Origin of the sequence: Aeromonas bivalvium (genome assembly GCF_000819765.1) — a bacterium.
GTDB lineage: Bacteria > Pseudomonadota > Gammaproteobacteria > Enterobacterales > Aeromonadaceae > Aeromonas > Aeromonas bivalvium.
Window position 1 is genome coordinate 1 of record NZ_CDBT01000014.1, and the last position, 13576, is coordinate 13576.

At 64.9% G+C, this 13576-nt stretch carries 14 protein-coding genes; 3 read left to right on the forward strand and 11 right to left on the reverse strand.

What is annotated here, in order from left to right:
* Window position 1: 1 nt before the first annotated feature.
* The gene (locus tag BN1119_RS21005; RefSeq protein WP_280136471.1) at window positions 2–130 is read right to left on the reverse strand and encodes a hypothetical protein; all 129 of its coding nucleotides are present in this window, start codon (window positions 128–130) and stop codon (window positions 2–4) included.
* A gap of 198 nt (window positions 131–328) precedes the next feature.
* On the opposite strand from BN1119_RS21005, the gene BN1119_RS05025 reads away from it, so the two are divergent.
* A complete protein-coding gene (locus BN1119_RS05025) occupies window positions 329–931 on the forward strand; it encodes a DUF924 family protein (protein WP_041994896.1) in 603 nt (200 codons plus the stop codon).
* Between the two features lie 69 nt (window positions 932–1000).
* On the opposite strand, the gene secF is transcribed toward BN1119_RS05025, so the two are convergent.
* From secF to hinT, 9 genes are all read right to left on the reverse strand, one after another.
* On the reverse strand, window positions 1001–1915 hold the full coding sequence (gene secF, locus BN1119_RS05030) for a protein translocase subunit SecF (RefSeq protein ID WP_041994898.1): 915 nt from the start codon (window positions 1913–1915) through the stop codon (window positions 1001–1003).
* Between the two features lie 2 nt (window positions 1916–1917).
* Window positions 1918–3729 (reverse strand): protein translocase subunit SecD, encoded by a 1812-nt coding sequence (gene secD / locus BN1119_RS05035; protein ID WP_041994900.1) that lies wholly within the window; start codon window positions 3727–3729, stop codon window positions 1918–1920.
* A gap of 131 nt (window positions 3730–3860) precedes the next feature.
* Window positions 3861–4259: a hypothetical protein gene (locus BN1119_RS05040; protein WP_244463681.1), complete on the reverse strand. Its 399-nt coding sequence runs from the start codon at window positions 4257–4259 to the stop codon at window positions 3861–3863.
* 133 nt (window positions 4260–4392) lie between these two features.
* Window positions 4393–5250 (reverse strand): DUF6279 family lipoprotein, encoded by an 858-nt coding sequence (locus BN1119_RS05045; protein ID WP_084205299.1) that lies wholly within the window; start codon window positions 5248–5250, stop codon window positions 4393–4395.
* Window positions 5251–5258: 8 nt separating this feature from the next.
* The gene (locus tag BN1119_RS05050) at window positions 5259–6092 is read right to left on the reverse strand and encodes a phosphotransferase (protein WP_041994904.1); all 834 of its coding nucleotides are present in this window, start codon (window positions 6090–6092) and stop codon (window positions 5259–5261) included.
* A complete protein-coding gene (gene lpoB / locus BN1119_RS05055; protein WP_041994906.1) occupies window positions 6082–6678 on the reverse strand; it encodes a penicillin-binding protein activator LpoB in 597 nt (198 codons plus the stop codon). The genes BN1119_RS05050 and lpoB overlap by 11 nt, the downstream gene beginning before the upstream one ends.
* A gap of 79 nt (window positions 6679–6757) precedes the next feature.
* Window positions 6758–7159: a YcfL family putative periplasmic lipoprotein gene (locus tag BN1119_RS05060; protein WP_041994908.1), complete on the reverse strand. Its 402-nt coding sequence runs from the start codon at window positions 7157–7159 to the stop codon at window positions 6758–6760.
* Between the two features lie 38 nt (window positions 7160–7197).
* Window positions 7198–8592, reverse strand: a complete 1395-nt coding sequence (locus BN1119_RS05065) for a COG3014 family protein (protein WP_041994910.1) — start codon at window positions 8590–8592, stop codon at window positions 7198–7200.
* Window positions 8592–8942, reverse strand: a complete 351-nt coding sequence (gene hinT, locus BN1119_RS05070; RefSeq protein ID WP_041994912.1) for a purine nucleoside phosphoramidase — start codon at window positions 8940–8942, stop codon at window positions 8592–8594. Before hinT ends, BN1119_RS05065 begins: the two co-directional genes overlap by 1 nt.
* Window positions 8943–9190: 248 nt before the next feature.
* On the opposite strand from hinT, the gene BN1119_RS05075 reads away from it, so the two are divergent.
* A complete protein-coding gene (locus BN1119_RS05075) occupies window positions 9191–11203 on the forward strand; it encodes a methyl-accepting chemotaxis protein (RefSeq protein ID WP_041994914.1) in 2013 nt (670 codons plus the stop codon).
* 66 nt (window positions 11204–11269) lie between these two features.
* Here the strand turns inward: BN1119_RS05075 and BN1119_RS05080 are convergent, their stop codons facing one another.
* Window positions 11270–12145 (reverse strand): 6-pyruvoyl trahydropterin synthase family protein, encoded by an 876-nt coding sequence (locus tag BN1119_RS05080; RefSeq protein ID WP_041994916.1) that lies wholly within the window; start codon window positions 12143–12145, stop codon window positions 11270–11272.
* A gap of 78 nt (window positions 12146–12223) precedes the next feature.
* On the opposite strand from BN1119_RS05080, the gene BN1119_RS05085 reads away from it, so the two are divergent.
* Window positions 12224–13567, forward strand: a complete 1344-nt coding sequence (locus BN1119_RS05085; RefSeq protein WP_041994918.1) for a dihydroorotase — start codon at window positions 12224–12226, stop codon at window positions 13565–13567.
* The last annotated feature ends 9 nt before the right edge of the window (window positions 13568–13576 follow it).

The window sequence follows — 13576 nt, forward strand, 5'->3', positions numbered from 1 at the left end:
ATCAAACCTTCCTTATATCAGTGGGAAACAGCGCGGCGATCTTCTTGGTCACCGCCCCGGTCATCAGGGCGACATCACCCGGCACGCTGGCAATATCACCCGGCAGGGCCAACAGACTGGCTCCGGCCATATCTGGCATTCCTTCTATTCAGTGGGACACATCCGGGCTGCCCAGGTCAGGGTGATGAGGGGATCAGGCGACCACGGGCCCATCCGGGGATCACCCTTTGGGGCAAAAGATGGCACAGTGTAACCAGAAGCCGCCGTTTCGGCAGCCCCTCTGAGTCGGATGACACCGTCTCAGCCCACCCCAGCCCAAGGAGTTCCCATGCAAGCCTGGCAGCCTCTGCTCGATTTCTGGTTTGGCGATGACGCCGACGACGCCCCCCGCGCCCAGCGGCAAGCCTCCCTCTGGTGGGGCAAGAACAGCGAGACCGATGCCCTGCTGGCCCGCCGCTTCGGCGAACTGGCCGCGGGGGCGGCCAGGGGCGAGCTGACTCACTGGGCCGAAGTGCCCGCCGGCCGGCTGGCGCTGATCCTGCTGCTGGATCAGTTGCCGCGCAACATCCACCGGGACACCCCGGGCGCCTTTGCCCAGGATGGCAAGGCCCGTGACCTCTGCCTGGCGGGCCTCGCCCTCGGGGCGGACAGGTCCCTCTCCCCCCTGGCGCGGGTCTTCTTCTACCTGCCCCTGGAACATGCGGAGTGCCGCGAGCAACAGGCCAGGAGCGTCGCCCTGTTCGAGGCCCTGGCGGCCGAGCAGGCCACGGGGCCTGCCCGGGCCACCTTTGAGGGCTTCGCCGACTTTGCCCGCCGCCATCAGGTGATCGTCGAGCGCTTCGGCCGCTTCCCCCACCGCAATGCCATCCTGGGCCGCCCCAGCACCCAGGAGGAGACGGCGTTCCTGCAGCAGCCCGGCTCCGGTTTTTAAGCCGCCCCGGCGGGGCCATCAGCAGAAACGGGCCCGACGGGCCCGTTTTTCATCAAGCGGCGCAGCGACTCAGGCCGCCTGCGCCAGGTCTTCCTCCTTCTTCTGGTAAGCCTGGGGGGAGAGCCCCAGCAGCTCCTGCACCGTGGAGGCCACAGTGATGGAGGAGAGGGTCCCGGTCAGGATGCCGGCAAACAGGGTGAAGGCGAAACCATGGAGGGCGTCACCGCCAAACAGCAGCAGTGCCCCCACGGTAAACAGGGTGGTGCCCGAGGTTATCATGGTGCGGCTGAAGGTCGCCTTGATGGCAAGATCGCTGCAGCCGTGCATGTCGAGGCGGGTACGGGAGCTCAGTATGTCCCTGAGCCGATCCGAGATGACGATGCTGTCGTTGAGGGAGTAGCCGATCACCGCCATCAGCCCCGCGATCACGTTGAGATCAAATTCGATGTGAAACAGGGCCAGCAGCCCCAGGGCCACCACGCCGTCATGGAGCACGGAGAGCAGTATGCCCACAGCCTGGCGCCATTCGAAGCGAAAGGCCAGGTAGACAGAGATGGCCAGGGAGGCCACCAGCACCGCCATCATCCCCTGCTGGAACAGCTCGGCGCCCACCTGGGGGCCGACTATGGTGGTGCGCAGCAACTCCACCGGCAGGCCGATCTGGCCGGCCAGCTGCTCCGCCAGAGCCTGGGCTGGCATGGGCAGGCCATGGGGCGGCAGCTTGATCAGCCACTCCCCGGGCACCCCGGCCGGTTGCAGGCTGACCAGGGCTTGCAGGGATCCATCGAGCAGGGCGTTGAGTTCGTGGGCCTCCTTGAGGGTCTGGATCTTGAATTCCAGCAAGATGCCGCCGGTAAAGTCGAGGCCCAGTTGCAGGCCGTTGCCCAGCAGCAGCGCCAAGCTGGCCAGGGTGACAAGTACGGAGAAGCCCAGGCCAAGATAGCGCCAGCGGGTCAGGTTCATGGCAAACAGACGATGGAACATGGTTAAACCCTCTGCAGCCGCTGGCTGCTCTTGCCCCAGATGGGATTGATGATGGCACGGGTGCCCCAGATACCTGTGATCATGCTGGACACCAGCCCCAGGATCAGGGTGATGGAGAAGCCTTGCAGCGGCCCTGAGCCGATGGAGTAGAGCACCACGGCGCTGATCAGGGTGGTGAGGTTGGCATCGAAGATGGTGCTAAACGCCGAGCGGTAACCGAAGTCGATGGCCCCGGCCAGGCTGCCCCCCTCCCGCAACCTGTCTTTCACCCGCTCGAAGATGAGCACATGGGTATCCACCGCCATGCCGACGGTGAGCACCAGACCGGCGATGCCGGGCAGGGTCAGCACGGCGCCCGGCAGCACCGCCAGCATGCCCACCTGCATCAGCAGGTTGGCGAGCAGGGCCGAGATGGCCACCCAGCCAAACTTGCGATACCAGGCCATCATGAACAGCATCATGCCCGCCATGCCAAACGCCAGGGCGGTGAAGCCCGCCTCTATGTTCTGCATCCCCAGGGTGGGGCCTATGCTGCGCTCCTCCAGGATCTTGAGCGGCGCGGTCAGCGCGCCGGCCCGCAGCAACATGGCGAGCTCCTGGGCCTCTGGCATGCTGCCAATCCCGGTGATGCGAAACTGGTTGCCAAGGGCGGTCTGTATGGTGGCGACGTTGATCACCTCGCTATGGGCCCGAAGCTTGCCCTTGCCGTCCGTCTTGTATTCGGTGAACAGGGTCGCCATGGCGCTGCCCACGTGCTGGCGGCTGAACTGGCTCATCTTGCTCCCCCCCAGGGCATCGAGCACGATGGCGACCTGGGGTTGACCCATCTCCCCCATGCTGGCCCTGGCATCGACGATGTGCTCGCCGGTCAGCACGGGTTTGCGATCCAGCCCCACGCTGCGCCCCTCTCTGTCGGTCATGACGAAGTGGCTCTCGGGTCTGGCCTGATAGAAGGCCAGGGACGCCGTGGCCCCGATCACCTCCTTGGCCTGCCTGGGGTTGTGTACCCCGGGCAGCTCGATGCGAATGCCGTCCTGGCCCTGGCGCTGGACCGAGGCCTCGACGATGCCAAGCTCGTTGATCCGTTTTTTCAGGATCGACAGGTTCTGGGTCACGGCGTTGTTGATGAGCAGGCTGCGCTCGGCCTCGCTCAGGGTCAGGGTCACCTCATTGCCGCTGCGAGACAGCAACCACTGCCCCTGACGCACGCCGCCGCTCTCCTTGATGAGGGTGAGCCAGGGGGTCTGCTGTGCGTCCTGGGGCAGCAGGATGCGCACCTCCCCCGTCGCGACCCGGCTCACGGCGCCGCCCCGCAGGTGGGCCTCACGCAGGCCGCTGCGCAGGTTGTCCACCAGGTTGCGGGTCTGGCTCTCCAGCACGAAGTCCAGATCCACGCCGATCAGCAGCTGGGAGCCGCCGCGCAGGTCCAGCCCCAGCTTGATGGGGCTGGCACCGAGCCGGCTTATCCAGCCAGGGGCATTGGCATGAAACTCCAGGGTCAGGGCGGCGCTGTCATGGCCCTGCCCTTCCAGCAGCTGCTTGGCTCGCTGTTGATCCGCCTGATTGGCAAACACCAGCTCCAGCTTGTCCGCCGAGGCGATGGTCTGCTGCACCGCGATGCCCTGCCGGGCCAGCAGCTCGGCATCGCCGGTGCTCAGACTGGTCTGGCCGTGCAGGCCGAGGGAGGGCTGCTCACCGAAGAAGGTGGGCAGGGAGTAGAAGCCGAAGGTCAATAACATCAGCAGCAACAGGGCGTACTGCCAGGCGCTCGTGCGATTGTGCACGAGGCGCGATCTCTTTCTCACGCTGTTCATAGGGAAGATCCGGTTCGAAGGATACGGGGCGAGCACCCGCACGGCGGGCGTCATCGCGAACAATCAGTCGATATCGGGCAGGGATTGCCCGGGGAGCGGCCAGCAGGGATTGACCCGGCGGCGGCTCGGGATCAGCGCGAAACGGCGCTCTGGGAGAAGCGGTATTGCAGGTGGCGGCGGCAAAGCCAGTGGCGATGAATGGCCCTGAACTGGTCCCGGAAACTGTGTCTCTGGTAGAGCAGGGCGCGGCAGAGCAGCAGGCCGCCGAGCAGCAGCTGGCAGAAGGCGGCGGACCAGTCGGCGATCAGCTGGTAATCGAGCGGCGGACGTTCGTCTTCCCTCAGCTGGGCATGTTCCAGGCGCAGCAGATGGCTCTGATGGGTGCCGATGAACTTGACCGCCCCCCCTTCGGGGACGCTGGCGCCATGGAAGACGCTCTCCTGACTGTGCTGATGCTGGGGAACGACCACCGCAGATCGCGCCACTCCAAGAGTGGCGAACAGCAGCATGAAGGCCATGAGCACGCTCATCAGCATCCATTTCACTGTATCTGGACGATTGGTCGACATATTACCCCGATATAAGCCGTGGGCGGGCGCCCACAGCTGGCAAGCTATCACAGCCAAGGTGACGGGGGCAAGGCCGCGCCTGCCCCGAACACACTCATCGGCTGCGGGTCATGGTCTCGAAATCCTCGGCATACTCCTTGAGCAGGGTATAGAGGTGGGCGCGCTGGGAGAGATCCATCGACTGGCTCAAGGCGCTGAGCCACTGGATGGTGCGCTGGCGTGACTGGTCGGTATAGCCGGTGAAGCGGCCATCCATCAGGCCGTCCCCCTGTTGCAGCAGGCGGGTCAGCTCCTTGCCAAAGTCCGGGCTCTGGCGCTGCTTCATCAACCTGTCCAGCTCCCGGGTCCAGGCCCCCTGAAACTCGAGCCAGGGGGGCATCATCTCGTATTGCCACTCGGCCCACTGGGCGATGAGCGGCTCCTGGGCCGGCTTCACCTTGCCTATCCAGAACACCAGCCGCTCCCTCAACTTGTCCTGAAATTCCTGCTGCATCCCTGTCTTCGACTCCGTGAGGAAGTCATGCTGGCGCTCCTGCTGACGCTTTACCCTGTCGGCCATGAAGCGCGCCACCTGGGCATCGGTCAGGGTGCGGGCCAGGCGTACCGTGCGGGGAATGGCGTTCTCCAGGGTGCGGGCCAGGCTCGCCTGTGTCCTGTCCAGATGGAGTGTGACCTGGGCCGGGGTCATGGGGCTGGCCACCGCCTTGGCCAGGGCATCGAGATCCCGGGCGTAGATGGGCAGCTCGTGCTGGCGATGCCAGGCCATCAGCCCCTTCACCTCGGTATCCAGCAGGGTCTTCTGGTCGCGGTCCAGGGAGAAGTAGTCGTCCAGCTGCCAGACGATGGCCGAATCGAGCCAGTAGTAGATCACCCGGGTCGCACAGCCGACCAGCAGCAGGCAGGCCAGACCCGCCAGCCAGACTCGTGTTTTCTTGCGCCAAAGGTGTGTCATCAAGATGGTTACTCCAGTCGTTGGCGATGATGGGCTATCAGGGTGCCATAGGCCGGATCCGGCGCCTGTTCGGCCATGAGCAGGGCCCACAGCAGGGCGATGTAGTCGACCCAGGGCAAAAAGGCCGCCCCCTGAAACACGGGGATCGGGGTGGCACAGGCGAGCCGTGCATGTTCTTCAAGATAGCAGGCTTCAAGCACCGCCATCTCATCCAGGTCCCAGCCATGGGTTCGCACGATACTGGCCAGTTCGAATCCCGGGTGACCGGCGGCGCCATACTCCCAATCGATGACCCAGGGCCGCTCCCCCAACAAGTTAGCCGGATTGAGATCGTGATGGCAAGGGAGCCAGCAGCCGTCCGGCTCCCGGCTGGCGAGCAGGGACGCCTCCAGGGCGGCCAGCCAGGGCGGGGGCGCCCGCAGCCGGCTGCGATAACCTTCGGCATGGGCCCGCACCGCCATCCTGACGGTCGGCACCGGCAGGCGATGCAGCCGCACCAGCAACCGCGCCAGGGCGGGCAGCGCCAGATGGCGGGGAGGAGGCGATTGTGCCCAGCTCGGCGCCTCGCACCAGTCCAGCAGCAAGATGCCGCGCTCGGGATCCCCGTAGTGGCAAGGCAGCGCCAGTCCGGCCGCCATGGCCCCACGATAGAGCTGCCACTCGGTGGCCCGATCGATGCCAAGGCGCACCGGATCCGGATGACCCAGCCGCAGAAAGTAACTGCGCCCCGAAGGGAGGCGCAGTCGATAGTTGCGGTTGGTCAGGCCGAGCCCCAGGGGGGCGAGCCGTCCCGTCCGCCAGGGGGCAGGCAGACTCGCCAGCAGGGCCTGGTTACCAGCCAAAGGTCGAGGTCTTGGCCTGCTTGCGGATCTCCTTCTGATCCGCCCACTCCAGCTCGCCGCTCTGCAAGTCCATCAGGTTCATGGTCATCTGGTAGTAGACGTCCTTCACCTTGCCGTTGTCCTTGACGATGCTGCTGAGGTTGCCATAGACCATGTAGCGGGCGCCGGTCTGCTTGCCCAGGCGCACCATGGCGGCAGGGTCCACCATGCCGCTGCTCTGCTGGTATTCGAGCTGCTGCCTGACCGCCGCCACCTTGCTCATGTCGACGAAGCGGAACTTGCCCGAGCGCAGCAGCCTGGTGCGCAGGGTGTCTGTGATGGCCTCGGTGTCGATGTGCTCCGAGGTCTTGTTGCGGATGCTGTCCATGAACATCACGGGACGCCCCCCCGCGGTGATCTCGGAGGTCGCCGGCGAGGCGAGCAGGGAGTCGGCCATCTTGTCGGCGATGGCCTGCAGATCGCTCGAGCCATAATCCACGGTGACCGTCTCGGTGGCGGTGGCATCGCCATAGCTCACCGTGGTGCTGGAGCAGCCCCCCAGCAGCAGGACACCGGCCAGGATGAGCAGGGCATGATTCATCTTCATCGGTTCTTTCCTCAATCGTTCAATACGCAGGGACAAAAGCCCCCTTGCCGCCGCGCCGGGCGGCGCTCCCATCATGGGATCAATTGGATTCGGCTATCACTTCGCGCACCACCAGGCGATACCCCAGCACCTCCCGGGTCGGCGCCAGGGCCGACAGGGTGCGGCGCTGCTGGCCGTGCATCACCAGCGGGGTCCAGCCGCGGCCATCGGGGGCCACCTCCTGGCCGCTGGCATCATACCAGTAGAAGAGGTATTGCAGATGATTGTCGCCGCGTCGCTGGTTGGTCAGCGCCACATTGACCTGCAACAGGCCATTTTGCTGGCGCCGACCCAGCTCTGCCAGCTGCAGATCCAGGCTGCCATTGTCGACCCGAAACTCGGCCGGGCCGCCGCCTGGGGCCGACAGGGCGACCCCGCTGGTGTTGCTGGCACAGGCCGACAGCAGCAGGGCGAGGCCGCAGGCCAGGGCTAATCGTTTCATGTGTGCTCCTCGAATGAATGGCGTGTCTCGCCCCTGGGCTAGAGGGTCAGCACCCGGGTGGTCAGGGCGGCGCCCAGACGGTTGGCCCAGATCAGGGTCGTGCGCCCGGCCCGCACCTCGATGGGCAGGGTCTGGCTCGCGCTCCCCGCCCCCAGGATCAGGCTCTGGCGACCCGCCGGCAAGCTGGCCTCCCAGCTCGATGCCTGGGCCGGCAGGGTCAGCCAGCTGCGGGTATCGGCCCGCTCGGAGAAGGTATTGAACAGGCCGACCACCAGGTTGCCCACATCTCCCCCCTCCTTGGCGGCGGTGCGTCTCAGCTGTTCCTTGGCCAGCAGCCGCAGGGCCTGACGGCTCAACATGGCCGGCAGGCGCTCTTGCAGATCCCTGGCGGCCAGGGCCTCGAGCCGCACCAGGGGCGCCGTGGTGCCGGCCTGGCCGGCCACCCCGACCCTGAGGGGGCCCACGTCCGCGCCGCGATTATCGTAGTAGGGGATGGCGACGGTAAAGGTACGAAAATCCCCGGCCGAGGTGAACAGGGGCAGCGGCAGGAAGAGTTCGCGCCGGGCCGGGATCAGGCCGTCTTCGAACAGGATCACCACCCTGCCCTCCCCCCGCGCCAGGGGCGGCGCCTTGCGACCGAGGCGCCGCTCTGTCTGCTCCAGCTCCTCGGGGGAGCCCCGCAGGCGCGCCAGCCGCAGCAGGGCCCCTTGCAAAGCCGGGTTGTCCGGCGCTATCTCCAGGGCGCGGCCATAGTCGACCCAGGCATCGTTGAGATCCCCGCTCGCCTCATAGAGCACCCCGGACAGATAGAAGGTGTAGGCATTCTGGAAGCCATTTTTGACCTGACCGACCAAGCGATCGAGATCCGGCGCCCGCGACAGGGCCTGGCGCACCCCGGCCTGCGCCTTGGCCTTGGCGAGCTCGCCATCCCGTTCCCGCAGGGCCCGCTCCTGCACCTGGTTGGCGCGGCGCACCTCCACCAGGGCCCCCTCCCGATCCCCTCGCGCCAGGTAATCGAGGGCCAGGTAGTGGTGCAGCATGGTGCGCTCATAGTCCGGGGTCTGATAGCCCAGGGTCTGATCGTTGGTCAGCAGGCTGCCCGCCTGGGCCAGCCCCTGACTCACCCGAAAGCGTGCCTGCTCATCCTGTGCCGTCAGGGCCCGATCCGCCGCCACCCAGGCCTGGCGGCTCGCAGGATCCTGCCGGGCCAGCTGGGCGATGCGGCCCAATTCCAGGCGGCTGAGCACATAGCCGTCATCGCCGGGGACCAGCTCGCGCACCTCGGCCATGGCGTCCAGGGCCCTGCCCTGGAGCAGGGCACTGCGCACCGGGGCCATCTGCACCGAATAGGAAACGAACAAATCCTGCCAGCTGGCACAGCCCCCCAGCAGCAGACCGGCCAACAGCAGGCCGGTCGATGCAAGGAGACGCATCACAGGCTGAGCAAGGGGCCCAGGGGTTGACCGCCGACCAGGTGCATGTGGATGTGATACACCTCCTGCCCGCCGTGGCGGTTGCAGTTCATGATGAGGCGATAGCCATCCTCGGCGATGCCCGCCTCGGCCGCCAGCTTGCGGGCCACGGTAAACATGCGGCCCAGGGCCAGCTCATGTTCGGCTTCGACGTCGTTGACCGTGGGGATCAGCACATTGGGGATGATGAGAATATGGGTTGGCGCCTTGGGGAAGATGTCGCGAAAGGCGGTGACCAGATCATCTTGATAGAGGATCTCGGCCGGGATTTCCTTGCGGATGATTTTGCTGAAAATGGTTTCATCGGCCATGGGTAACTCCTTGCGTTAAAAAGAAAAATCAAAATAAAGCCTCTAACGAGGCTATTCCATCGCCGCCGGGGCCGCCAAGTGTGACACAGGCCGGTTTTTGCGACAGCCGTTGTCACAATGTCTTCAGTTATTGTTAAAAATACCGATAGCCAGAACGAGGGATCTCCGGTGCCGGGCGCGACGTCCGTAGGGTAGCAAAGGGACGGGGGATTCAGGCAAGGGACTTTTGCATTCAAAGCGGGACAATAATGAAACTAAGTATGTCGGACCTCTCCATCTTGCAGCGGGTCTATCTCGGGTTTGCCATCCTGGTGGCCGTGATGATAGCGAGCTCTGCCTTCACCTTTCACAGCCAGCGCGCCCTCGGTCAGGCACTGCATCAGGTCACCCAGCAGTCCATGCCGCTGGTCCAGGCCAGCAGCCAGACCCAGATAAGCTTGCTCAGCGCCAACAAGCGGCTCAACGACGTGCTGACCGAGCAGGATGCCAGGATGCTGCCCGAAGAGATAGCCGCCCTGGAGGAGGCCGAGGGCGAGGTTGATCGCCGGCTGCAGGCCCTGACGGCCCAGGCTGGCGATCAACCCCAGCTGCAGACGCCGCTCACGGCCCTCAAGGAGCAGGTCGCCAGCTATCAGGCCCTGACCCAGGCCTTGCCCGCCGAACACCAGGCCCTGCTCAGCCAGTTGCACAAGGTAAACCAGGCCAAGGGCCAGTTTCAGGTCACCCTGCCCCAGTTCAAGAAGAACCTGGTCGACATGATGGCCGGCCAGGAGGACAGCTTCATCAAGATGCTCTCCGAGAAGCTCACCACCCAGCTCTCCACCATAGAGCTCTCCACCATGGATGCCCTGAACCAGTCCGTCACCGGCCCCATCGAGTCGGCCCTCAAGCGCAACAAGATGCAGATCGGCGGCTTCAACGGCACCATCGCGGATCTGGAGCGGGAGCTGCCGGACTTTGACAACGACGTCGGCCACAACGTGCGCGCCTTCGTGCGCGACACCACGGCCGCCGACGGCCTGCTCGGCCAGTATCTGGCCCTGATGAAACAGCAGGCCACCCTGCACGAGAAGAGCAAGCAGGCGAGCCAGCTCATCATCGCCATCCAGGGCCAGCTCGAGGCCATCACGGACCAGAGCCAGCAGCTGATGAACGCCAGCATCCAGGTCTCCGAGCAGGTACAGCAGCGCAGCAGCCTCTCCCAGGGCATCAGCATAGTGCTGGCCATCCTGGTCGCCATCCTGGTGGCCATCACCCTGGGCCGCGCCATCCGTCGCCCCCTCAAGGAGCTGCTGCGGGTGCTGACCCAGGTGACCCAGGGGGACATGACCCTGCGCATCGGCTTCAAGAGCCGCAACGAATTCGGCCAGCTCGGCAGCCAGGTCAACCTGCTGATCGCCCAGATGAGCGAGGTGCTCTCCCAGCTCTCCCAGGCCTCGACCCAGCTCAATGACGCCGCCCACGACAACCGCCACACCACGGAATCGGTGCGGGCGGATCTGGAGAAGCAGCGCCAGGAGACCGCCTCGGTCGCCGCCGCCATGACCCAGATGGAAGCCTCGGTGCGGGAGGTGGCCCAGGCCGCCAACCAGACCCTGGAGCGGGTGATGGACGTGGAGAAGGCCTCCGAGACCGGACGCCAGGTGATGGCGGGCAACATCAGCACCACCCACCAGCTGGCGGGCAAGTTGCAACAGACCGGCAAGGTGATTGGTGATGTGAGCGCCATGAGCGATCAGATTGGCAATATCCTCGACGTCATTCGCGCCATCGCCGAGCAGACCAATCTGCTGGCGCTCAACGCCGCCATCGAGGCGGCCCGGGCCGGGGAGCAGGGCCGCGGCTTCGCCGTGGTGGCCGACGAGGTGCGCAACCTCGCAGGTCGCACCGCCCACTCCACCAACGAGATCCAGACCATGATAGAGAACCTGCAGCAGGGGGTCGCCCGGGCGGTCAGCGTCATGCAGGAGTGCTCCCGCGAGATGGACAGCTGCATGAGCCAGAGCTCCCACGCCAACAACGCCATGGAGGAAGTGCAGGGCATAGTGGTGCTCATCAGCGACATGTCGAGCCAGATAGCCTCCGCCGCCGAGCAGCAGCAGGCCACCAGCGCCGACATCGCCACCAACCTCAATCGCATCTCGGACATCTCGGACCTCAACTATCAGGGGATAGAGCGGGTCGCCGAGACCAGCCAGCAGCTCGATGCCCTGGCCGAGCAGCAGGAGAGCCTGGTCAGGCGTTTTCGCCTCAGCGCCTGACGGCTGCCCCAAAGAAGAAGGCCCCGCATCTGCGGGGCCTTCTTCATGATTGGGCAAACCGGGCCATCAGGCGTAGGCGATGGCGCCCTTGCCCACCCCTTCATAGGCCACCACCTTGACCAGCTTGTCTCCCACCATCCCCTTCACTTCCCGGGCGATGTAGCAGGCCAGCAACTCTATGGTGGTGTCCGTGTCTATCATCTCCACCTCGGCGACCGGCATGGCAAGCTGGAACAGGCCCTGGGGCGCCACGTACTTGAAGCCGATGTGACCGCTCCCCAGCAGGGGGGCGGCCACGGCACTCAGGGCCAGCTCGGTCAGGGGCACCTCATCGTCGGCGGTGCCGAGGTAGATATCGGCCCAGCGCTCGGCCCAGTCAAGCTCCAGCTCCTGGTCACGCGCGCCGTCCACCTCGATCTCGATGGGGGAGCGGTGGCCGTGGGCTATGCGCTGGCAGTTGCCGTCGTGCTTCTTGAGGCCGTGGCTGTAGTGATAGAAGGCGCCAGCAATGGCTTCGTGACGCAGGGTCAGCGACAGATCCTTGATGTTGCCGGGCAGCTCCCTGGCCAGCACCCCCAGCAGATAGCGGGTCACCGACTCCTTGTCCACCTGGGTGCCGGGGATGAAGGCGAACGCCTGCTCCGGGCAGCGCAGGTGGATGGATTTGTCCTGGCGCAGCAGATCGACACAGGTCTCGTCGCCGGACAAGGACTCGATGCGTACCATGGCATTGTCCGTCGGCACCAGCAGCTTGTGATCCACCTCGCGGTCGATGATCGCCTTGATGAGCTTCTTCACCCGGCCAAAGTCCAGCAGCATGCTCATCTCGTTGAGCTCGCCGCTCATTTCCACGTCCACCAGCCAGCTCTCCCCCACCATGCCACGGCGTTCGCACAGATAGCTGGAGTCGATCACGGTCAAATCTCTTACAAATAACTTCATCACTCAGGCCTTGCTACAGAGTAGGGACAGATTGCGCTATTATGACCCGCGATCACAGACAAAGGAACTGGACCCGCCATGAACACACTGCTTATCAAGAACGCTACCCTGGTCAACGAAGGGCGCATCTACGCCTCCGATGTGCTGATCGAAGGGGAGCGGATCAAACGGATCGCCCCCCACATAGAGGCGCCGGACGCCATGGTGATCGATGGCACCGGTCGCCACCTGATCCCGGGCATGATCGACGATCAGGTCCATTTTCGTGAACCGGGCCTGACCCACAAGGGCACCATCGCCAGCGAATCCCGGGCCGCCGTGGCCGGTGGCACCACCAGCTTCATGGAGATGCCCAACGTCAATCCCCAGACCACCACCATCGACGCCCTCGAAGCCAAATACCAGATCGCCGCCAACTCCGCCGCCGCCAACTACAGCTTCTATCTGGGTGCCACCAACGACAACCTGGAAGAGATCAAGAAGCTCGATCCCAAGCAGTCCTGCGGCATCAAGATCTTCATGGGGGCCTCGACCGGCAACATGCTGGTGGACAACCAGGAGACACTGGCGGCCATCTTCCGTGAGAGCCCGGTGATGATAGTCACCCACTGCGAGGACACCCCCTCCATCAAGGTGCTCGAAGACGAGGCCCGCGCCAAGTGGGGCGAGGATGTGCCCATGCGCGAGCACGGCCGCATCCGCAGCGCCGACGCCTGCTACAAATCCTCCAGCATGGCGGTCTCCCTGGCCAAGCAGTACGGCGCCAAGCTGCACGTGCTGCACCTGACCACGGCGAAAGAGCTCTCCTTGTTCACCGCCACCCCGGATCTGAAGGATCTCAAGGACAAGAACATCACCGCCGAGGTGTGCGTCCACCATCTGTTCTTCAACGAGGCGGACTACGACACCCTGGGCAGCCAGATCAAGTGCAACCCGGCGGTGAAGAGCGCCGCCGACCAGCACGCCCTGCTGGATGCGGTGCGCAACGACGTGCTCGACATCATCGCCACCGACCACGCCCCCCACACCTGGGAAGAGAAGCAGAACAGCTACTTCAAGGCGCCGTCCGGCGTGCCCCTGGTGCAGCACTCCCTGCAGGCGCTGCTGGAGCTCTATCACAACGGCGTCTTCAGCCTGGAAACCATCGTCAAGAAGACCTCCCATGCGGTGGCCGAGCGCTTCCAGGTGCAGGATCGCGGCTACATCCGGGAAGGCTACTTCGCCGACCTGGTGCTGCTGGATCTGGGCAAGCCCTATGTGGTCAACGACGACAATCTGCTCTACCTGTGCGGCTGGTCCCCGTTCAACGGTTACCGCTTCCAGAGCACCATAGAAATGACCCTGGTCAATGGTCAGATCGCCTGGCAGAACGGTCAGGTCACCGATCAGGTATTGGGCAAGCGGCTGACCTTCAACCGCTGAGACGGGCAA